This window comes from Nonomuraea sp. B12E4 (assembly GCF_039871825.1).
In the GTDB taxonomy this organism is placed as follows: Bacteria; Actinomycetota; Actinomycetes; order Streptosporangiales; family Streptosporangiaceae; genus Nonomuraea.
Genome location: NZ_JBDPME010000006.1, coordinates 325,083 through 343,878, shown reverse-complemented (window position 1 = coordinate 343,878; position 18,796 = coordinate 325,083). Strand labels below are relative to the sequence as shown.

Below are 18,796 nucleotides of genomic sequence, written 5' to 3'. Positions count from 1 at the left end.
ACGGGTGTAACTGTATCAGCCGCCGCGCCCTGCCCGCACATCATCCGAGCCTGGCCGCCAACCCCTCGTATGCCCCCAGCACCAGCTCCCAGAACCCCTTCACGTCCAGGGCGGTGGCCAAGAGCGCGTTCGCCCGCCGATCACGCAGGTTGAAGTCCGTCACCGTCATCCCGCGGGTGTACGCCCCGGCCGTCTCCACGTTCACCACGGCCGGGACGCAGGTGAACAGCGACGGTTCGAGCACGTACGCCACCGCGCACGCGTCATGGATGGCCGGGCCGCCCTCGGCGGTCACCACCCCGTAGGACCGCGCGGCGGGCACCAGCAGCCGGTCGGCCAGCCGGCCCAGCGGCCGCATGCGCTCCAGCACGTCCGAGGTCGCCACGGCGGTCAGCGTCACGTCCAGCCCGAGCATCCGCACGGTCCACCCGGCGCCGAAGACGATCGCCGCCGCCTCCGGGTCGGCCAGCATGTTGAACTCGGCCGCCGGACTGTGGTTCCCGCGCGTGTAGGAGCCGCCCATGATGACCAGCTCGCGGGCCCACTCCACGACGCGCGGCTCCTTGCGTACGGCCAGGGCGAGGTTCGTCAGCGGCCCGACGGCCACCAGCGTGATCTCGCCGGGGTCGGCCCGCAGCGCCTCCACGATGAAGTCGACCGCGTGCCCCGGCGACGGCCCCCGCTCCGGCACGGGCAGGACCGCGTCGCCCAGACCGGTCGCCCCGTGCACGTGCCCGGCCCGGACGGTCCGGTGCAGCAGGGCCCCGCCGCTGCCGGGCGTCACCGGCACCTCCCCCAGGCCCAGGAACTCGCGGAGAGCGAGCGCGTTGGCCGTGGTCAGCTCCAGGTCGACGTTCCCGCCCACGGTGGTGATGCCCACGACGTCCAGGGACGGAGAACCGGCGACCAGGGCCAGGGCGAGCGCGTCGTCGATGCCGGGGTCGCAGTCGATGAGTACCTTTTTCACGTAACCGGAGAATACGCACAAACAGATCAGGCGATACGCCCCGGGTCGGCCCGCGGACCAGAGGGACAGCACGCATAGATCGGGCCGGGCAGTTCCCCCAAAGCTGCCCGGCCCGATCGGTGGCGGTCCAGGCCGACGCTTTTCCCCCAAAAAACGTCGGCGGTCCCGCACTTGCGAACCGCGGTCCCCCTCCGCGTCCGCTTCGGTGAAGGTCTCTCAGGCCAGTCGCATCCGCTCCTGACCTGGTACAACGCTACCGAGACGAATGCAACGGTCGCGTCATAACGGGGTCGAATATCTGTTTAATCCACCTACGGAAGCTCCAACCGAACCTCAGTACCGACCTGCAACGATCTGCTCACCGTGCAGTACTTGTCGTGCACCCGCTCCGCCACGGCCCTGAACACCTCATCGGCCTCCTCCGACGGCAACTCCACGTCGTAGGTCACGGTCACGGGGCCGAGCCGGTTCGACTCCACCTTCTCCGCCCCCACGGTCATCGCCAGCCGGACCAGCCGGTGCCCGCGCTGGGCCGTCAGCGGCTCGACGGTCACGATGTTGCACCCGCCCACCGCGGCCAGCAGCAGCTCCACGGGGGTGAACACCCCCTCCTCGTCACCACTGCCGATCCGCACCTCGGCGCCGCGGGCGTTCGTGGCCCGGAAGCCACCCTCTTCGGTCCGTTCAACACGCACGTTAGCCATGTTTCAGACCTTACTCAGAATGCTTTCATGTTCGTTCTGGATGGTGAGTGCCATGGCTCAGGCGAATGCGAACCAGGGTCCCGTCCTCTTCTGGTGCGGTGTCGCGGTGGCGGAGTTCGGCGCGATCCGGCCGGGCGCCGGCCATCCGGGGCTGCCCACCGCCTACGCCGCCGCGGCGTTGCTCGTCGCGGCGGGTCTCATCTGCGTCAAGGCCGCCGACCACCTGCACACCGAGCAGGCCAGGCAGCGGCTGCGGCTGGGCAGTTACCTCGCGGGCGCGCTGCTGGTGGCCCACCAGTTCAGCACCCCGGCCTACCTGACCGACCTCAGCCGCACGAGCGCGCTGGCCCTCTACACGCTGGCCGCCGTCATGGCGGTCTGGAGCCATCACGCGCGCCAGGAGACCAGGCCCTCCCTGCTCATCGCCACCGGCCTCGACCCGAAGGCGCTGCGCGCCCGCCTGGCCGGCGCCGGCGACACCGTCGCGGTCTACCGGACCGACCGCGCCACCGACGAGCTGCGCGAGTTGGAGCACCGCTACGGCCTCATCCTCGTCGTGGGCGCGGAGCACGACCCGCGGGCCAAGGAGCGCCTGAGCGCGTCCGGCCTGAGCCGCCAGATCCCCGACATCGCCGAGCGCGACGTGGTGGTGGCCGGCCCGCGCCGGTTCAAGCGGTACGTCGGCGGTGCCCTGTCACGCCTGGCAGTCCCCAGGTCACAGATTCATTTCAAATCAGAACAAAAGGTTTAGGCCGACATTACGCCCCGTCTGTCACTGTGGTTCGCGGACAAGGAGGCAAGGTGAAGACTTCCGATATCGCCGCGATGACCTTCCCCGGCACCAGCCGGGCCGAGATGGTCATGGGCATGCCGATCAACGTGGACATCCGCACGGCCCTGCCGGCACGCGAGCTGACCCCCCTGCTTGACGACGCGTTCGCCTGGCTGAGGTGGGTGGACGACACCTTCAGCCCCGCCAAGGAAGACAGTCAGGTCGGCCGGCTCAACCGCGGCCGGACGATCAGGCAGATCCCGGAGCTGGTCGAGGTGCTGCACCGCTGCGACGAGCTCAGCCGGGCCACCGACGGCTGGTTCGAGACCCGCGTCAACGGCGTGGTCGACCCGTCCGGCTACGTCAAGGGCTGGGCGCTCGAACGCCTGTCCCGCGCGCTGTCCAACGCCGGTGCCGGGGACCACCGCCTCAACGCGGGCGGCGACATCAGGGTGCGCGGCTCGGCCGCCCCCGGCAGGCGCTGGCGCGTCGGGATCCGCGATCCGCGCAGCGGCGTCGTACGCAAGGTCGTCTTCGCCAACGACCTGGCCATCGCCACCTCGGGCGGCGCGCCCGTGACCGACCCGCGTACGAGCCTGGTGGAGGAGCGGCTCGGCTCGGTCACGGTGATCGGCCCCGACCTGGGCGTGGCCGACGCCTACGCCACCGCGATCCACGCCATGGGCCCCGTCCTGGCCAGGCGCTTCGCCGCCGATCTCGCGGAGTCGGAGGACTACCAGACCCTGATCGTCAGCCGGGACGGGCAGCAGACCAGCACGCCCGGCTTCGCCGCCTACAGCGGCGCGGGAGCCCGCCTGGCGAGCTGATCCCCGGTGCTAGGCGTCGGGATGTCTGCGGAGATATTCGATGTAGATCGGGCGCAGCGCCTCGCCCAGCTCGCCCTCGCCCGCGGCGATGGCATCGCTGAGCAGCGCGGAGACCCGGCTGAGGTCGTTGGTGGTCTCGGCGTCATGACCGCTGGCGGCCTCGGCGGCCGGGATCACCTTCAGCAGGTCCCACAGGAACCCCAGATCCCCGTGGCGTACGGCGTAACGCACCGCCCGATCATGCAACTCGTCGGCCGGCAGAGACTCGAGCCCGTTCACGTCCATCTCGCTCCTTCCCCTGCACGCCCCTTCCCCCGGTCGGCCGATGATAACCGATGACTACGTGCGGTGACCGATTGGCATCGTTGTGACCGCTGCACTACCGCGGCGCCGACCTCAAGTGGGAGGATCAATCAGCGTGAGATTCATCATCAGAACCATCGCGGCGGCTGTGGCCCTGTGGGTCGCCATCCAGTTCGTGCCCGGCATCGGGGTCAACGCCGAGACCAACTCGGCCAGATACTGGGGCGTCCTGCTGATCGTCGCGTTGATCTTCGGCATCGTCAACGCGATCGTCAAGCCCATCGTCAAGTCGCTCGGCTGCGCGATCATCGTGCTGACCCTCGGCCTGTTCCTCCTCGTGATCAACGCGGCCATGCTGCTGCTGACGAGCTGGATCTCCGGCGAGCTGGACATCCCCTTCCACGTCGACAACTTCTACCCGGCCGCCTTCTGGGGCGCGATCATCGTCAGCTTGGTGAGCTGGCTGCTGGGCCTGTTCATCCCCGACAACGACTGACCCTCCGTGAAGCTTGACGGCACCGGCCTGACCTGCGCGCAGGTGCACGAGGTGGCCTACCGCGGGGCCCGGGTCACGATCGCCTCCCTCGATCGGGCGCGGGCCTCGTGGGCCACCGCCCAGGGCCTGACCGGCCCGGTATACGGCCAGAGCACCGGCGTCGGCGCCAACCGCGACATCCGGCTCGAAGCCCCGGGCCTCGACCTCATCCGCAGCCACGCCTGCGGCGCCGGGCCCGCGATCGAGCCCGGCCGGGCCAGGGCCATGCTCGTCATCCGGCTCAACCAGCTCCTGGCCGGCGGCTCCGGCATCAACCCGGCCGTGCTCCCGGTGCTGGCCGAGGCGATCAACCGCGGCCACACCCCGCCGCTCCAGACCTACGGCGCCATCGGCACCGGCGATCTCACGGCCCTGGCCACCACGGCCCTGTGCCTCCTGGGCGAGCTCCCCTGGCACCACGAAAACCCCGCACATCCGCCGGCCGACGACGATCCCCGCTTCCCCCTCGCGCCGAGCGACGCGCTGCCGTTCATCAGTTCGGGCGCGGCCACGCTCGCCGACGCCGCGCTCGCCTGCCACCTCCTCGGCCGCCTCCTCGAAGCCGCCGTGGACGTCGCCGCGCTGTCGTTCACCGCCGTGGACGCCTCGGCCGAGCCGCTGGCCACCGCCGTACAGGAGGCCCGCCCCCACCCCGGCCAGGTCGCCGTGGCCGCCCGCCTGCGCGGCCTGCTCACCCAGGAGTTGTCCAACCGACTCCAGGATCCCTACGGCTACCGGGCCTTCGCCCAGGTGCACGGCGCGGCCGTGGACACGCTGGACCGGGCACGGCGGACGGTGGAGACCGACCTCAACGCGGCGACCGAGAATCCGCTCTTCTCCGGCAACCTGGCCTGGCACAACGGCAACTTCCACACGGCCCCGGTGGCGCTGGCCCTCGACGGGCTGCGGGCCGCGCTCGCCCAGACGGCCCAGCTCAGCACGGCCCGCCTGGCCACGCTCATGGACCCCGCCTACACCGGCCGCCACCCCTTCCTCGCCCACCACCCGGGGGCCTCGGGCGTGCTGATCTTGGAGTATGTCGCCCAGGACGCCCTGGCCGAGCTGCGCCACCTGGCGGCCCCCGTGACCACGGGCACAGCGATGATCTCCCGGGGCACGGAGGACCACGCGGGCTTCGCCACCCAGGCCGCCCGCCACGCCCTGCGCTGCCTGGAGCCCCTGGAGATCGTGCTGGCCTGCGAGCGCACCGCCGCCGCCCGGGCCCTCCATGGCCCGCCGCCCCCGGACCGCCCGCTCACCGCCGACCTGGACGAATCCCGCCGCGTCCTGCGGCCGTGACGGCCACCGCCGTCACGGCAACCGGGCGACCGAGCCGCGCTCCCGGAGCGTGGGTGCCTGCACGACCCGGCGGCGGCGGGGGGCGCCGTCGGTCGCCGCCGCGATGAGCCGCACCGCCGCCCGCACGATCCCGTCGATGTCCCAGTCGACGGTGGTGAGCCCGGGCGTGAGCAACCCCGACATCGGATGATCGTCGTAGCCCATGACCGAGACGTCCCGGGGAATCGACATCTCCAGCTCCTTCGCCGCCGCGTAGACCCCGTAGGCGATGGAGTCGGCGAAGCAGAACACCGCGCTCGGCCGCTTCGCGGCGAGGATGTCGCGCGCGACCGAGGTGGCGCCCGCCAGCTCGTGGGGCGCGGTGGTGACCTCGATGTCCAGGCCCAGCCGGTCGGCCTCGGCCGTGACGTGCACGTCGGCCGGGCGGTCGGGCGTGCTGGCCCGGGTGGAGGTGAGGATCGCGACCTTGCGGTGGCCCAGCGTCCGCAGGTGCTCCAGGGCCAGCGTCACCCCGCGCCGGTTGTCGAAGACGACCTCGCCTGCCGTGCCCACGAGCGAGTCGCCGATCGCGACCACCGGCACGGACTCGCACAGCTCCGGCCAGAAGGAGGCCGCCGGGTCGATCGGTTGCACGATCAGCCCGTCCACCCGCTGGTCGCGGAGCTGCTGGGCCAGGATCCGCTCCCTGGCCGGGTCGCCGACCGCGTCGAGGATGAGCGCGTAACGCTCCTTCTCCCGCAGGCCCCTGCTGATGCCGACGGCCAGCGACTGCTGCCACAGGTCCTCCAGCGAGCCGCAGAGCAGGCCGATCATGCCGCTGCGCCCGCTGGCCAGGGCCCTGGCGATGGGATCGGCTTCGTAGCCGAGCTCGGCCGCCGCGGCGCGCACGCGCTCCATCGTCTCCTCCGACACCTGCAGCCCGCGCAGCGCGTAGGAGACGGCCGCGGGCGACAGGCCCGTCGCCTGGGCCACCTCACGGATCGTGGCTCTCTTGCGAGGCATTACGCCAGCTTATTGCGTGTCACCGACAGACGGCTGGCGGGACAGCACTCTGCAGGTTGACAAGTTCCCAAGTGAAGCGTTTCACTGAATCGTATCACTGAAGCGTTTCACCTCCACGACTTCGCAGCGTAGGCGGTTTACATGTAATGTGAGTAGGAAATAGGGGGAGGAGGTAGCCGTGAGCATCGATGTGCACCAGCATTTGTGGACCCGTTCATTCGTCGAAGCCCTGCGTGCCCGCACCTCCCCGCCCCGCCTGGACGGCTGGACGCTGATCCTTGACGGCGAGCCGCCGTACGAGGTGGATCCCGCGGACCATGAGCAACGCGACACCACCGGCCTGGAGCTGGTGCTGGTGTCGCTGTCGAGCCCGCTGGGCATCGAGTTCCTGCCGCCGGAGGAGAGCTGGCCGCTGATCGACGCCTACCACGACGGCGCCCTGGCGCTCGGCGCGCCCTTCGGGGCCTGGGCGGCCACCTGCCACAGCGCGCCCGACCCCGGCCGGCTGGCCGCCGACCTCGACCGCGGCTTCGCCGGGCTGCAGATCCCCGCCACGGCCGTGCCCGGCGACGACCTGCTTGACGTGCTCACGGCCAGGGACCTGCCGCTGTTCGTGCACCCGGGGCCGGCGGCGCCCACGCCCGGCACGCCGCCGTGGTGGCCCGCGCTCGTGCCGTACGTGCAGCAGATGCACGCCTCCTGGCACTACTTCCACGCGGTCGTCCGCCCCAGGCATCCCCGGCTGCGCGTCTGCTTCGCCCTGCTCGCCGGCCTGGCGCCGCTGCACTCCGAGCGCCTGCTCGCCCGCGGCGGCGGCGGCCGCGGCCTGGTCGACCCGGACTTCTTCGTGGAGACCTCCTCCTACGGCCCGCGGGCGATCGACGCCGTCGTCCGCGAGCTGGGCATCGACGTCGTCGTCAACGGCTCGGACGCCCCCTACGCCACCGCCCCCGATCCAGGACTCGGCGCGGCCGCCGGCCACGCCATCAGGGTCAGCAACCCCCGTCGCCTACTGGCGCATGAGTACAGAAGGGAGTTCCGTACGTGAGCACGAACCAAATCCAGGGCGGGGGCACCTGTGCCCGGCTGCCGGAACGCACGCTCGATCGGCGCGAGCTGCGCGACCTGGTCAACGAGCTGGCCGCGCACCCGGAAGAGTGGCGCGACCTGGTGGACTTCCCATCGGACGGCGGCCGGCACTACGCCTCGCTCTACCGTGACGCGTACGTGGACGTCTGGCTCCTGTGCTGGCGTCCGGAGGACGACACGGGCTGGCACGACCACGACATCTCCTCGGGAGCGGTGCACGTGGTGCGGGGCGCGCTGCAGGAGTGCAATCCGCGCATCGGCGGCGAACACCTGGAGACGGTGGTGTCAGAGGGGCAGTCGTTCTCCTTCGGGCCCGACCACATCCACCGGCTCAGCGGCGCGGTGAGCAGCAGCGTCTCGATCCACGCCTACTCGCCGCCGCTGTGGCGGCTCGGCCAGTACTCGATCGACGGCACCGGCGTCATGCGCCGCGTCTCGGTGAGCTACGCCGACGAGCTCAGGCCGCTGGACGAGGTCGTGGTGGCCTGAGCACGCAGCAGCTCCCGCACGGCTCCACGTCCGGCAGCACGATCCACAGGCAGCAGGTCCTGCGGAAGTAGCCGTCACCGGCGGGCTCGACGAGCCCGTCCACCGGCGGGCCGATCTCCTTCAGCAGCCGCATGTAGTCGCCGGGCATGATCTGCGTCAGCGGGTGGGCGAACGCCTCCGCCGTGGAACCCCACAGCGTGCGCTCGCCCACCTTGGCCAGGGAGCCGATGGCGGTGACCAGCGGCTGCTGCGACTCGGCCAGCGCGTCGCCGATGGCCCGGCCGCCCGCGTCCCAGCGCACCCGGGAGGCCGCGATCGTCACCCCGGCCTCCGACACCTTGAAGTACGTCTCCGCCAGCCGCATGATCGGCACCCGCCCGTCGTGCGCCCACCCGAGCGCCATCGGCAGGGTGTGCCAGTAACCGTAGGTCTTCCAGAACAGCGCCGCCCCCACGTGGTAGGGCGCCTTCCAGCGCTCGGCCGTCTGCCGGATCAGCTCGTCCAGCCGCGTGTACGGCACCCGCACCAGCTCGGCGGCCGGCGTCCAGCTCTCGTCGGGCTCGATGACGAGGCCGGGCTCCACGCCCAGGATCCCGTCGCGCTCGTCGGCCACCCGCTGGAGCACCTCGGTCAGCACGCTCGCAACTCCCGAAATCTAAAGGTTAGCCTTACCTAAGGTAGCAGGACGCCCGGCCAGCCAACCAGCCATGAGCTGAACCGCCAGGACCGCCAGCCCGGCCACCAGCGGCACCGACCAGCCGCCGGAGACCTGCCGGAGAAACCCGAAGGCCAGCGGCCCCAGCGCGGCCACCGCGTAACCCACGGACTGGGCCACGGCCGACAGCGCCGTCACCGCGGTGGGGTCGGCCGGCCGCAGCGCGATGATCAGCAGCGCCAGCGCGAACGACGCCCCCTGGCCGATACCCAGCACGATCATCCACAACCACGGCACGGCGGTCGGGGCCAGCAGCATGCCCAGGTACCCGAATACGGTCAGCACCCCGGCCCCGACCACGTACGGCACCTGCGAGGCCCGCCGCCCGGCCAGCACGGGGACCGCCAGCGAGGTGCCCACCTGGACCAGGTTCGTCAGGCTGAGCAGGTAGCCGGCCTGGTCGGCGGGCAGGCCGGCCTCGATGAAGATCGTCGGCAGCCAGGCCAGCATGACGTAGAAGGTGAGGGACTGCAGGCCCATGAGCGCCGTCACGTACCAGGTGACGCGGCTGCGCAGCACCTGGCCGAACGGCCGCGGCCCGTTCTGCACCTCCTGCTGCTTGCGCAGCGCCTGCGGGAGCCAGATCAGCGCCGCCAGCAGCGCGGGCAGGGCCAGCAGCGCGGAGACGCCGCGCCAGCCGAAGCCCGTGCCGTGCTCGATCGGGACCACCAGGGCCGAGGAGATGGCGGCGCCGCCCACCACCGCGGCGACGTAGACGCCGGTCAGGACGTTGACGCGGGTGGGGAAGTGCTGCTTGACGATGCCGGGCATGGAGACGTTCATGACCGCGATGGCGGTGGCGGCCAGCGCGGAGCCGAGATAGAGCATGGGCACGCCGTCGAGGCCGCGCAGCACCACGCCCGCGGCGATGACGAGCAGGCCCGCGAGCAGCGTGCGGTCGAGCCCCAGGCGCCGGGCCAGCAGCGGCGTGAGCGGCCCGAAGATGCCCAGGCAGACCACCATGACGGTGGTGATCGCGCCGCCGCCCGCGGGCGAGAGGCCGACGTCGCGCATGATCTCATCGAGGAGGGGAGACAAACCCGCGATGGCCGGGCGCAGGTTGAGGGCGGCCAGTACCACCCCAACCACCAACAAAGCGGATCTCAACGACATAGAGGACAACTCTCGCACAACCGTATGACAACGTTGTCCACGCCTGCCGAACAGTGATCGTCGGTGGAACGGCAGGTCAGACGTCCGCCGGGCTCGGGCCCCGAGCGGGCGACGGCCGCAGATCGCGGGAAAGCGCCAGCGCAACCAGCACTCCCGCCCCGCCCGCCACGGCGATCGCGTACGCGGGCGTGATCCACTCCCCCAGCGCCCCGACCAGCGCCGCGCCGACCGCCTGCCCGGTCATCAGCCCCGCCGACTGCAGCCCGAACGCCTGCCCGCGCACCTCCTCCGGCACCGCGTCCACGAACCGCCGCTGCAACCCGAGCTGGTACGACAGCCCCGCCGCCGCCACCGCGGCCAGTACGGCGGCCCACCCGATCCCCGGCCCGGCCGTGAAGCCCAGCCAGGGCACCCCGAGCAGCACCGCCAGCGGAAGCGAGAGCCGCTCGCGCAGGCCGGGCGCCGCGAACCGGCCCACCGCGAACTCCCCGGCCGCCATCCCGGCCGCGGCCATGGCCAGCACCACCCCCGCCTGCCCCTGTCCGCCGAGGTAGGGCACCACCATCGCCTCCGCCCCCGCCAGGCACACGCACGGCAGCCACCCGGCCAGCAGCAGCCCGCGCACCGGCCGGTCGGACAGCAGCCGCCGGTTGACCCGCAACGTCTCCCGCACGGCCCCTCGCCCGGAACCGCCCCGGGCCGGCCGGTCGGGCAGCCCGAACCGCAGCACCACGGCGGCCACCAGCGACAACGCCCCGGTCACGGCCAGCGCGCCGGCCGGCCCGGTGACGGCCAGGAACACGCCCCCCACCGCCAGCCCCGCGATCTGCGCGCTCGCGGAGGTGACGCCGAGCAACGACCGCCCCAGCACGAACGCGTCCCCGGGCAGCACATCCGGCAGCAACGCCGACCGCGCCGCCCCGAACACCGGCGAGCACAGCCCCGTGACCAGCACCAGCGCCAGCATCGCCCACACCGGGAGCCCCGCGAACGCCAGCAGCACGCACACCACCGCCCTGACCAGCTCGCCGGCCACCATCAGCCCCCGCGCGGGCAACCGGTCGGCCAGCGAGAGCAGGAACAACCCGCCCACGATGTACGGCAGCCACCCGGCCATGTACGCCGCCGCAGAGAGCCCCGGAGACCCGGTCCTGGCGAACACCAGCACGGACAGGGCCAGCATCTTGATCGAGTCCCCGACCACGAGCAGCGCGAAGCCGCCGAACAGCACCCGGAACTCCCTGACGGCGAACACCTCGCCGAACGTCGCGCCTTTCACGGCCCCGATGCTGCCCGCGCCCCCACCGGATGGCGATGCATTCGGATATAACCGAAAGGTGCGCGTGACGATCGAGGTGGTCCCGCAGGATCTGATGGCCAGCAGGTTCGCGATCTCCCCGCTGATCGAGAGCATGCACGCCCAGTGGACGCTGGCGGGCCGCTACGACGCCGGGGTGAACGCGCCGTGGGTGGCGCGGTGGCGGGAGACGTATCGCAGGCTCGCGCGGGAGCACCCCGTGCTGCGGGCCGCCGCCGCGATCAGTGGCAACAAGGGTGACGGCAACGTCGACTTCATCGCCCCGCCTCCCACGGCGGTGAACGTGCCCTTCGAGGCCGAACTGGCCGCCATGCGCGCGACACCGCCCGCGCAGGCGCACGCGGAGATCCACCGGGCGCTGGCCCGGCGCCCGCCGGTGCCCGGCTGGGTCAGGGAGCTGCTGCTCGGGCCGCGGGTGGTCGACCGGATCGCGCAGGCTTACCAAGCGTTCTGGACGGAGATCCTTTCCCATGACTGGCCGCGGTTCCGGGCGGTGCTGCAGCGGGACGTGGCGCAGCGGGCCGGGCGGCTGGCGGCCTACGGCTGGCAGGCGGCGCTGGAGGACCTCAGCCCCCAGGTGCACTGGCGGCGCGGCCACACCATCGAGATCGAGATGATCAGCGCCGAGAAGGCGCACCGGCTCGACGGCAAGGGGCTGTTGTTCCTGCCCTCGGTGTTCATGAACAACATCGCCGTCTACCTGGAGGACGCCTGGCCGTACGCGATGATCTACCCGGCCCGGGGCGTGGCGGTCGCGCCGCCCGTACCGGATGCCGGCCTGGCGGCGCTGATCGGCCGCAGCCGCGCCCGCATCCTCGCCGAGCTCGCCGAACCGGCCACCACCACACAGCTCGCGGCCCTGCTCGGGCAGAGCCTGGGCACGACCGGCGGCCACCTGGCGGCGCTGCGCAGGACGGGCCTGATCGCGGGCACCCGCACCGGCCGCAGCGTCCTGTACGCCCGCACCTCTCTCGGCGACGCGCTGGCGAACGGCTAGTGTCCGGCGCCGCTGAACATGACAGCGGGGCCTGCGGCTGACCTGGGCACTGCCATTTCGGCGGGTGTCGAAATACCGGCATTCGCATCATCGAAGTTGGCAGTATGCAGCCGAAGATCAAGTGTCAGAGGAGTTCGGATGCGGCAGACGCGTCGAGCCATTGGCTGAGCACCATTGTTATCTGGGGTTGTTGCCGTCTTCTCGCAGGTCAGAGCGATATGATCTTGTCAGCCACGTTGGCTAGCGCCCAAGGGACGTTGCATCGCACGCGTGTCCAGGGGCTTCGCCCGACCCGCGACGCCGGACAGAGGTCGAAGTCGGTGCGATGGCGAAGCCGAAGCGCCCAGCAACGCGATGGTGACCGCGGCCGGGACCTGGGCGGCGGCAGTGAAGGTGAAAGCGAACTCCGATGTTGTGGGACGGCCGGCCTGAGTTGATCGTCTGGGGGCCGTCGGTTTAGAGTTCCAGGCAGCGTCGCGTGTCGGTGGCGGACTGCGTCAGGCATGGAGGCGTCGGATCCGGAAGGTGGTCATGATGACCCTTTCCCCGTTCCCCACCCGTGGGTGAGAGCGAGAAGAACAGGCTCATAGCCTGGAACCTTGAACTGCAGGCGGCGCATCAACGCCTGCATCGAGCACTGCGCCTCGCGCGCCAATCCCTGGAAGCCGGGGACACCGCCTCGGCACGGGCAGACCTCCTGCTGTACTGCAAGGGATTCTGTGCCGCCCTGGACGGGCATCACGTGCGCGAAGACGTCGGGCTCTTTCCCGAACTGTCCGCGCGCCATCCGTCGCTGCGGCCCACGATCGCCAAGCTCCAGCAGGACCACGAGATGATCGCGATGCTGCTCGGGCGGTTCGACCGCGCGATCACCTCGGACGCCACGCCGAGCGAGCTGGCCATGCACCTGGACGGCCTCTCCGCGATCATGGAGTCCCATTTCCGGTACGAGGAGCGCGAAATCCTGAGCGTCCTGTCAACGCTGGACCTCGACGCCGATCCGCATGACCTCCTCGGACCGCTCTGATCGCGGCTTTCCATCCCGTCGTATTGCGGTGGATTATCTGGTGTTGTCCGGGAACGGCACTTGCTTCGTTGCTTGGGTTCCTTCCGTTGGCAAGCACGATGCGGGGGCCTCAGTGATCCTGAATGCCGTGCGTGGGGTGTGGCCTGGTGGTCCACCAGAGGATCGCGTCTCGTGGTCGGAGCGGGGTCGGGTGGGGGGCTCCGAGTCGGGCTTCGGTCTCGTGGAGGCAGGCTTGGGGGTCCCCGTTGGTGATCAGGTCGGCTGATCGGCGGGTGGCAAGGAACTCGGCGAGGGCGATAGGCGAAGCCTGGAGTGCCGCCGGTGGGCGCGAAGTATCTCTGGCAGGGTCGTGACGCTGATCGGCTGTTCGGCGGAGGGCGGGACGTCGAGCCAGTAGCAGTGGCCGGGGCAGAGATGCTGGTGGCGGTCCAGGTAGATGAATGCTCGTCGGGCTATCGATCGCGAGGCGAGGCAGCCTGGGCAGGCCGGCACGTGGTAGCGGTTCCGGGGAATCGCCCGCCAACTGCCGTGAGGGTGGTCGCGTGTGGTGGCAGTCCTGACCGGTTCGCGGCCGGGGGAATCCGCCCGGGACGTTCTCAGTGCGTGGCGCAAGGATTCCAGTGGTGTCCCACTGCGGCCGGCGAGACGGATCAGGGCGTGCGGGTTGAGGGAGACGTCGTGTCCGCCTTCGAAGAAGTACTCGTTGACGGGCATGGTCTGGGTGAGGTCACGGAGTACGAGCTCGCGTTCCAGGTGGTTGACGTGTGCGAGCCTTTGGATGAAGGACAGGGTGGACTCGCCGGGCAGGGGGCGTTGGGGGATCGGTAGTTGCCGGGGAGGCTCGGGCCAGGCGAAGTTCATCTGACCTCGGTTCTTCCCAGGGCTCATGCGGCTTCGCCGGAGTCGTCGAGTTGGTCGTTGCGGGTCGGGCGTTTGGGTTTCAGCCGGTCCTGCCTGCGGTTGGTCTCTGCGGCGTGATCGAGTTTGATCTGGTCGAGGACCTTCTTGGTGATCTTCTCGGGTGCCGGTGAGGATGGACTCGATGGCGGCTTCCCGGATGAGGTGGGAGAGACTTCCGATCATTCCGCCGGTGCGTTCGTGGAGGTAGCCGGCGAGACGGACCAAGCTGCCGGGTTTGTGGTGATCAAGGCGGAGTGCGTCTTCCAGGGTGGCGACCAGGGCGGTCCAGTCTTCGCGTTGTTCCTTGGCTCCATAGGCGAAGCTGGAGGTGGTGATGGTGGTGAAGCGGCCGGCGAGCTGTTTGCCGCGTACTCCGTTGAACAGGCCGACGGTATCGACGTCGATGCCGGAGTAGACGAACGTCGCGGGGATCCGCTCCGCGAGGTATTTGAGCTGGTCTGAGACTTCCGCGCCGTTTCTGGTGTTGAGCGTTACATTGTGGATTTCGTCGATGAGTACCAGGCTGGTGCCCAGGTCGCAGAGAACGTCGCAGACCGCGTTGGTGATGTTGATCTGGTTGAAGCTCTTGGTCAGCGGGATCCCGAGGAACCTGGCGAACTCAGCGGCGACCATCTTGGCGGTGGCGGCCGGCGGGATGGTGACGTAGACGACCGGCAGGAGGTTCTTGCCGGCGCCTCCCAGCTTGCGGCGCGACTGCAGGTCATGGTGTTTGCCAGAGCTGCGTGATGGCGGTGGTCTTGCCGGTCCCGGCGCCGCCGGTGACCATCAGCCCACGGCGGGCGCTGATCTGGCCGCGGTTGAGCAGGGTGAGCCGTCGTCCGCTGTGAACGATCTGCCGGTCTGCCGGGGTCGCGACAACGACGAGCTGTGCATGGTAGTCGAGCTTGTCGCGCTCGTACTCGTCCTTCTCCTCGCCGGTCAGCGTGACCGGGAGATACCCGGTCACCGGCAGGAGCGCCGCGAACATCTCGTTCGGCGACAGCATCAGCTTGGGCGACCACGGGTGCCGCAGCCCCTCATGTGGCCTGGCCTGCCACCCGGCGACGACCCACTCATCCAAGAGATCTTGAAGTTCCATCAGGGTCCAGACGACCTCGACGGCCTCGCCCCGCCGGGTGGGGTTCGAGCCGACGTAACCTGCGACGTGCTGGCCGAACAAGGTATTGATCGATCCGAAGGTCCGCTCAATAGATCCCTTTTCGGCCGGGCTCCGCGGGTGGGTGGGCTGCAGGGAAATGCCCAGGCTTTGGCAGGCCCGCTGGAAGGTGTCGGAGATGAACACGCTGCCCCGGTCACAGACGATCATCTCTGGGATGATCACCGGCTTCGCGGCGGCCAACTCCATCCGGGTGTCGATATCCACCAGCCGGGCGTGCGGAATCCGCGACGCAGTCATCCGCAACGCCTCGGCCCAGCCCGGCCGCATCGGCTCGGGGATCAGGGTCCGGGCCGGCAGGATGGACGCGTCGACCGCCTTGGTCCCCTTCGGCCGCAGCACCGCCGCGCAGAGCGTGCGGGTCGCAACTAAATGATCTTACTGCCAGAAAGATCAGGTCACTGCCAAGTGCCCTGACACAAATAGGCGTCCACTGCCAAGTTCGGACGTTCGGCACAGCTAGCCTCGTCCTCGGACAGCACGAGGTTATAGTTGTTGCGCATCAGTTCAGCAAATATGTTCACGACCCAGGAGTGGGCACATGAATGCCGCCGATGTCGCACCCGAGGCGCAGCAGGCCAGGTTCCCGCATGAGCTGATGTACGCGGCCGCGCAGCAGTACTACATGGAGGACGCGACCCAGGCCGACATCGCCAAGCGGCTGGGCGTCAGCAGGGCGACCGTGAGCAGGCTGCTCACCGAGGCCCGCAAGCAGGGCATCGTCGAGATCAGGGTGCACCGCCCGGCCGGGCTGACCGACGGCCCGCTGGCCGCGGAGGTGGCGCGCGCGCTCGGCCTGCGGCGCGTCTACATCGTGCCCAAGGTCAGCGGCCCCGCGCTGGGCCCGTGGCTGGCGCCGGGGGTGTCCCGCGCGCTGGCGGAGGTCGGCCTGGAGTCGGGCGACGTCGTGCTCGTCTCGTCGGGCACCACCGTCTACGAGTGCGCCCGCGAGGGCCTCGGCCAGTATCCCGGGGTCACGATCGCGCCCGCGGTGGGCGGCCAGGAGGAGCCGCAGCCCTGGTTCCAGACCAACGAGACCACCCGCATCCTGGCGGAACGCATCGGCGGCGTGCCGGCCTACCTCTACGCGCCGGCGCTGCCCGGGCCCGAGCTGTTCTACTCGTTGCAGCACGAGCCGTCCGTGCGCAGGGTCATGGACCTGTGGGCGCACGCCAAGTGCGCCATCGTCGGCGTCGGCTCGGCACCGCTGATGCGGCAGCTGATGCCCTCCCTGATGCCGCGCGACGCCGAGAGCCTGCGCCAGGCCGTGGGCGACGTCTGCATGCGCATCTACGACCGCGACGGCGAGCCGGTCACCTACCCGGGCAGCGAGCGGCTGGTGGCCCCCAAGCCGGAGGAACTGCGCCGCATCCCCGCCACGATCGCGGTCGCGGTGGGCGCCGAGAAGGTGCTGTCGATCATCGCGGGCGCCCGCGGCGGCTACTTCAACCAGCTCGTCACCGACACCCCCACCGCGGAGGGCCTGGTGGCGGCCGCCCGCCAACTCTGAACACTTTTGCTGGACAATTATTCTGAACGCGCGCTAACGTGAGCCGCACCAACGGATGTGCCCGTCTGCAGGTGCATGTCCCTTTCTCGGGGGCCAGCGAGCGTCAGAGACCAGCGAGTGAGGAATGAACCAGTGAACAGAGCTCAGATGCGGACCACCACGTTCGCCGCCGTGGCGGTGCTCGCCGGCTCGATACTGGCCGCGTGCGGCTCAGGCTCCGGCTCCACCGGCGCGAGCACCGGTGACGGCGGCGGCGCCGAGAACGCCAAGGTCGCCTTCCTCATGCCCGACCTCGCCTCGACGCGCTACGAGCTGCAGGACAAGCCGCTGTTCGAGGCCAAGATGAAGCAGCTCTGCGCGAGCTGCCAGGTCATCTACCAGAACGCCGACTCCGACGCCGCCAAGCAGCAGCAACAGGCCAACTCGGCGCTCGCCCAGGGCGTCAAGGCGATCGTGCTCGACCCGGTCGACTCCGCCGCCGCGGCCACGATCGTCAAGACGGCCCAGTCGCAGCAGGTCGCGGTCATCGCCTACGACCGGCCGATCCCGGCCACGCCGGCCGACTACTACATCTCGTTCGACAACGAGAAGATCGGCTCGATGATCGCCCAGTCCCTGGTCGACCACCTCAAGGCGGAGAAGGCCGAGGGCGGCATCCTCCAGGTCAACGGCTCCCCCACGGACGCGGCGGCCGGGCTGATCAAGAAGGGCATCCACAGCGCGGTCGACCCGAGCGGCTTCAAGCTGCTGGCCGAGTACGACACCCCCGACTGGCAGCCGGAGAAGGCACAGACCTGGGTCAGCGGCCAGATCACCCAGTTCAAGGACCAGATCGTGGGCGTGGTCGCGGCCAACGACGGCACCGGTGGCGGCTCGATCGCCGCCTTCAAGGCCGCGGGCGTGAAGGTGCCGCCGGTCACCGGCAACGACGCCGAGGTGGCCGCGGCGCAGCGCATCATCGCCGGCGACCAGTACAACACGATCTCCAAGCCGATCAAGATCGTGGCCGAGGCGTCCGCGACCGTGGCCTACGACTTCATGCGGGGCAAGAAGCCGGCCGGCAAGGCCACCCTGTACAACACGCCGTCCCAGCTCTTCGTCCCCACGGTCGTGACCAAGGAGAACGTCAAGGAAGTGCTGTTCGACAGCGGCATCATGAAGGCCGCCGACGTGTGCACGGGCGAGTACGCCAAGGGCTGCGACGAGCTCGGCATCAAGTAGGAGACCCCCGATGACCGTCCTGTCCCTGCGCGGGATCAGCAAGACCTTCGGCGCGGTGGCCGCGCTCACCGACATCGAGCTCGACGTGGCTGCGGGCCAGGTCGTGGCCGTCGTGGGTGACAACGGCGCGGGCAAGTCGACGCTGGTCAAGATCCTTTCGGGCGTGCACCCGGCGGACGCGGGCACGATCACGTTCGAGGGGAACGCGGTCGAGATCCCCAGCCCGGCCGCCGCCCACAAGCTCGGCATCGCCACGGTCTTCCAGGACCTGGCGCTGTGCGAGAACCTCAACGTGATCCAGAACCTGTTCCTCGGCCACGAGATCCGCCCGCTGCGGCTGAACGACGTGGCCATGGAGACCCGCTCGTGGGAGCTGCTCCGCCAGCTCTCCGCCAAGATCCCGAGCGTACGGGTGCCGGTCGCGGCGCTGTCGGGCGGTCAGCGGCAGACGGTGGCCATCGCCAGGTCGCTGCTCGGCGACCCCAAGGTCATCATCCTCGACGAGCCCACAGCCGCGCTCGGCGTGGCACAGACGGCCGAGGTACTCAACCTGGTCGAGCGGCTGCGCGAGAACGGCCTGGGCGTCATCATGATCAGCCACAACATGGCGGACGTGCAGGCCGTGGCCGACAAGGTCGCGGTGCTGCGGCTCGGCCGCAACAACGGAGTCTTCGACGTGGGGCAGGTCTCCACGGAGGAGATCATCGCCGCCATCACCGGCGCCACCGACAACGTGGTGTCCCGTCGTGCAGCCCGCGAAGGAGTGCCGTCGTCTGGAGGAGCGGCGGGAGCGGAGCGGGGGAAGGCACATGGCGACTGAGCGCGCCTCAC

The 18,796-nt window shown here is 70.2% G+C and carries 20 protein-coding genes; 11 read left to right on the top strand and 9 right to left on the bottom strand.

Features of this window, described 5'->3' with window-relative positions; genetic code table 11:
• Positions 1–40: 40 nt before the first annotated feature.
• Both ABGB18_RS17470 and ABGB18_RS17465 read right to left on the bottom strand, forming a co-directional pair.
• The gene (locus ABGB18_RS17470) at positions 41–967 is read right to left on the bottom strand and encodes a nucleoside hydrolase (RefSeq protein ID WP_347696552.1); all 927 of its coding nucleotides are present in this window, start codon (positions 965–967) and stop codon (positions 41–43) included.
• A gap of 311 nt (positions 968–1,278) precedes the next feature.
• A complete protein-coding gene (locus ABGB18_RS17465; protein ID WP_347696551.1) occupies positions 1,279–1,671 on the bottom strand; it encodes an OsmC family protein in 393 nt (130 codons plus the stop codon).
• 52 nt (positions 1,672–1,723) lie between these two features.
• On the opposite strand from ABGB18_RS17465, the gene ABGB18_RS17460 reads away from it, so the two are divergent.
• Positions 1,724–2,422: a hypothetical protein gene (locus ABGB18_RS17460; RefSeq protein WP_347696550.1), complete on the top strand. Its 699-nt coding sequence runs from the start codon at positions 1,724–1,726 to the stop codon at positions 2,420–2,422.
• Between the two features lie 50 nt (positions 2,423–2,472).
• Positions 2,473–3,270 (top strand): FAD:protein FMN transferase, encoded by a 798-nt coding sequence (locus ABGB18_RS17455; protein ID WP_347696549.1) that lies wholly within the window; start codon positions 2,473–2,475, stop codon positions 3,268–3,270.
• Positions 3,271–3,279: 9 nt separating this feature from the next.
• Here the strand turns inward: ABGB18_RS17455 and ABGB18_RS17450 are convergent, their stop codons facing one another.
• Entirely contained in the window at positions 3,280–3,555 is a 276-nt protein-coding gene (locus tag ABGB18_RS17450; protein WP_347696548.1) for a hypothetical protein, read from the bottom strand.
• A gap of 133 nt (positions 3,556–3,688) precedes the next feature.
• Between ABGB18_RS17450 and ABGB18_RS17445 the strand changes: the two genes are divergently transcribed.
• Positions 3,689–4,069, top strand: a complete 381-nt coding sequence (locus tag ABGB18_RS17445; RefSeq protein ID WP_347696547.1) for a phage holin family protein — start codon at positions 3,689–3,691, stop codon at positions 4,067–4,069.
• Between the two features lie 6 nt (positions 4,070–4,075).
• Positions 4,076–5,407: an aromatic amino acid lyase gene (locus ABGB18_RS17440; protein ID WP_347696546.1), complete on the top strand. Its 1,332-nt coding sequence runs from the start codon at positions 4,076–4,078 to the stop codon at positions 5,405–5,407.
• A gap of 12 nt (positions 5,408–5,419) precedes the next feature.
• On the opposite strand, the gene ABGB18_RS17435 is transcribed toward ABGB18_RS17440, so the two are convergent.
• Entirely contained in the window at positions 5,420–6,409 is a 990-nt protein-coding gene (locus tag ABGB18_RS17435) for a LacI family DNA-binding transcriptional regulator (RefSeq protein WP_347696545.1), read from the bottom strand.
• Positions 6,410–6,587: 178 nt separating this feature from the next.
• On the opposite strand from ABGB18_RS17435, the gene ABGB18_RS17430 reads away from it, so the two are divergent.
• A complete protein-coding gene (locus ABGB18_RS17430) occupies positions 6,588–7,457 on the top strand; it encodes an amidohydrolase (protein WP_347696544.1) in 870 nt (289 codons plus the stop codon).
• The gene (locus tag ABGB18_RS17425) at positions 7,454–7,987 is read left to right on the top strand and encodes a cysteine dioxygenase family protein (RefSeq protein WP_347696543.1); all 534 of its coding nucleotides are present in this window, start codon (positions 7,454–7,456) and stop codon (positions 7,985–7,987) included. The genes ABGB18_RS17430 and ABGB18_RS17425 overlap by 4 nt, the downstream gene beginning before the upstream one ends.
• Here ABGB18_RS17425 and ABGB18_RS17420 read toward each other — a convergent pair.
• The 3 genes from ABGB18_RS17420 to ABGB18_RS17410 form a co-directional block, all read right to left on the bottom strand.
• Complete coding sequence (locus tag ABGB18_RS17420) at positions 7,956–8,624, bottom strand: hypothetical protein (RefSeq protein ID WP_347696542.1); 669 nt, start codon at positions 8,622–8,624, stop codon at positions 7,956–7,958. The two genes, ABGB18_RS17425 and ABGB18_RS17420, sit on opposite strands and share 32 nt — an antisense overlap.
• An 18-nt stretch (positions 8,625–8,642) precedes the next feature.
• Complete coding sequence (locus ABGB18_RS17415; RefSeq protein ID WP_347696541.1) at positions 8,643–9,791, bottom strand: MFS transporter; 1,149 nt, start codon at positions 9,789–9,791, stop codon at positions 8,643–8,645.
• A 100-nt stretch (positions 9,792–9,891) separates the two neighbouring features.
• Positions 9,892–11,094 carry an MFS transporter gene (locus ABGB18_RS17410; RefSeq protein WP_347696540.1) on the bottom strand — a complete coding sequence of 401 codons (1,203 nt, stop codon included), beginning with the start codon at positions 11,092–11,094 and terminating at the stop codon, positions 9,892–9,894.
• Positions 11,095–11,158: 64 nt separating this feature from the next.
• Between ABGB18_RS17410 and ABGB18_RS17405 the strand changes: the two genes are divergently transcribed.
• Together ABGB18_RS17405 and ABGB18_RS17400 are read left to right on the top strand one after the other, a co-directional pair.
• Positions 11,159–12,130: a winged helix-turn-helix domain-containing protein gene (locus tag ABGB18_RS17405; protein ID WP_347696539.1), complete on the top strand. Its 972-nt coding sequence runs from the start codon at positions 11,159–11,161 to the stop codon at positions 12,128–12,130.
• A 559-nt stretch (positions 12,131–12,689) separates the two neighbouring features.
• Entirely contained in the window at positions 12,690–13,157 is a 468-nt protein-coding gene (locus tag ABGB18_RS17400) for a hemerythrin domain-containing protein (protein ID WP_347696538.1), read from the top strand.
• Between the two features lie 252 nt (positions 13,158–13,409).
• Here ABGB18_RS17400 and ABGB18_RS17395 read toward each other — a convergent pair whose 3' ends face one another.
• Both ABGB18_RS17395 and ABGB18_RS17390 read right to left on the bottom strand, forming a co-directional pair.
• Complete coding sequence (locus ABGB18_RS17395) at positions 13,410–14,690, bottom strand: TniQ family protein (protein ID WP_347696537.1); 1,281 nt, start codon at positions 14,688–14,690, stop codon at positions 13,410–13,412.
• 88 nt (positions 14,691–14,778) lie between these two features.
• The gene (locus ABGB18_RS17390; protein WP_347696536.1) at positions 14,779–15,576 is read right to left on the bottom strand and encodes a hypothetical protein; all 798 of its coding nucleotides are present in this window, start codon (positions 15,574–15,576) and stop codon (positions 14,779–14,781) included.
• A gap of 199 nt (positions 15,577–15,775) precedes the next feature.
• Between ABGB18_RS17390 and ABGB18_RS17385 the strand changes: the two genes are divergently transcribed.
• The 3 genes from ABGB18_RS17385 to ABGB18_RS17375 all read left to right on the top strand — a co-directional run bounded on the left by ABGB18_RS17385 (position 15,776) and on the right by ABGB18_RS17375 (position 18,785).
• Positions 15,776–16,744 carry a sugar-binding domain-containing protein gene (locus ABGB18_RS17385; protein ID WP_347696535.1) on the top strand — a complete coding sequence of 323 codons (969 nt, stop codon included), beginning with the start codon at positions 15,776–15,778 and terminating at the stop codon, positions 16,742–16,744.
• A gap of 132 nt (positions 16,745–16,876) precedes the next feature.
• Complete coding sequence (locus ABGB18_RS17380; protein WP_347696534.1) at positions 16,877–17,965, top strand: sugar ABC transporter substrate-binding protein; 1,089 nt, start codon at positions 16,877–16,879, stop codon at positions 17,963–17,965.
• A 10-nt stretch (positions 17,966–17,975) separates the two neighbouring features.
• Positions 17,976–18,785 (top strand): ATP-binding cassette domain-containing protein, encoded by an 810-nt coding sequence (locus ABGB18_RS17375; protein ID WP_347696533.1) that lies wholly within the window; start codon positions 17,976–17,978, stop codon positions 18,783–18,785.
• The last annotated feature ends 11 nt before the right edge of the window (positions 18,786–18,796 follow it).

Coding starts and splice junctions, on each gene's coding strand:
- ABGB18_RS17465 (WP_347696551.1), bottom strand. CDS start 1,671: ATGGCTAACGTGCGTGTTGAACGGACCGAAGAGGGTGGCTTCCGGGCC.
- ABGB18_RS17460 (WP_347696550.1), top strand. CDS start 1,724: ATGGCTCAGGCGAATGCGAACCAGGGTCCCGTCCTCTTCTGGTGCGGT.
- ABGB18_RS17450 (WP_347696548.1), bottom strand. CDS start 3,555: ATGGACGTGAACGGGCTCGAGTCTCTGCCGGCCGACGAGTTGCATGAT.
- ABGB18_RS17435 (WP_347696545.1), bottom strand. CDS start 6,409: ATGCCTCGCAAGAGAGCCACGATCCGTGAGGTGGCCCAGGCGACGGGC.
- ABGB18_RS17395 (WP_347696537.1), bottom strand. CDS start 14,690: ATGGTCGCCGCTGAGTTCGCCAGGTTCCTCGGGATCCCGCTGACCAAG.
- ABGB18_RS17385 (WP_347696535.1), top strand. CDS start 15,776: ATGAATGCCGCCGATGTCGCACCCGAGGCGCAGCAGGCCAGGTTCCCG.
- ABGB18_RS17375 (WP_347696533.1), top strand. CDS start 17,976: ATGACCGTCCTGTCCCTGCGCGGGATCAGCAAGACCTTCGGCGCGGTG.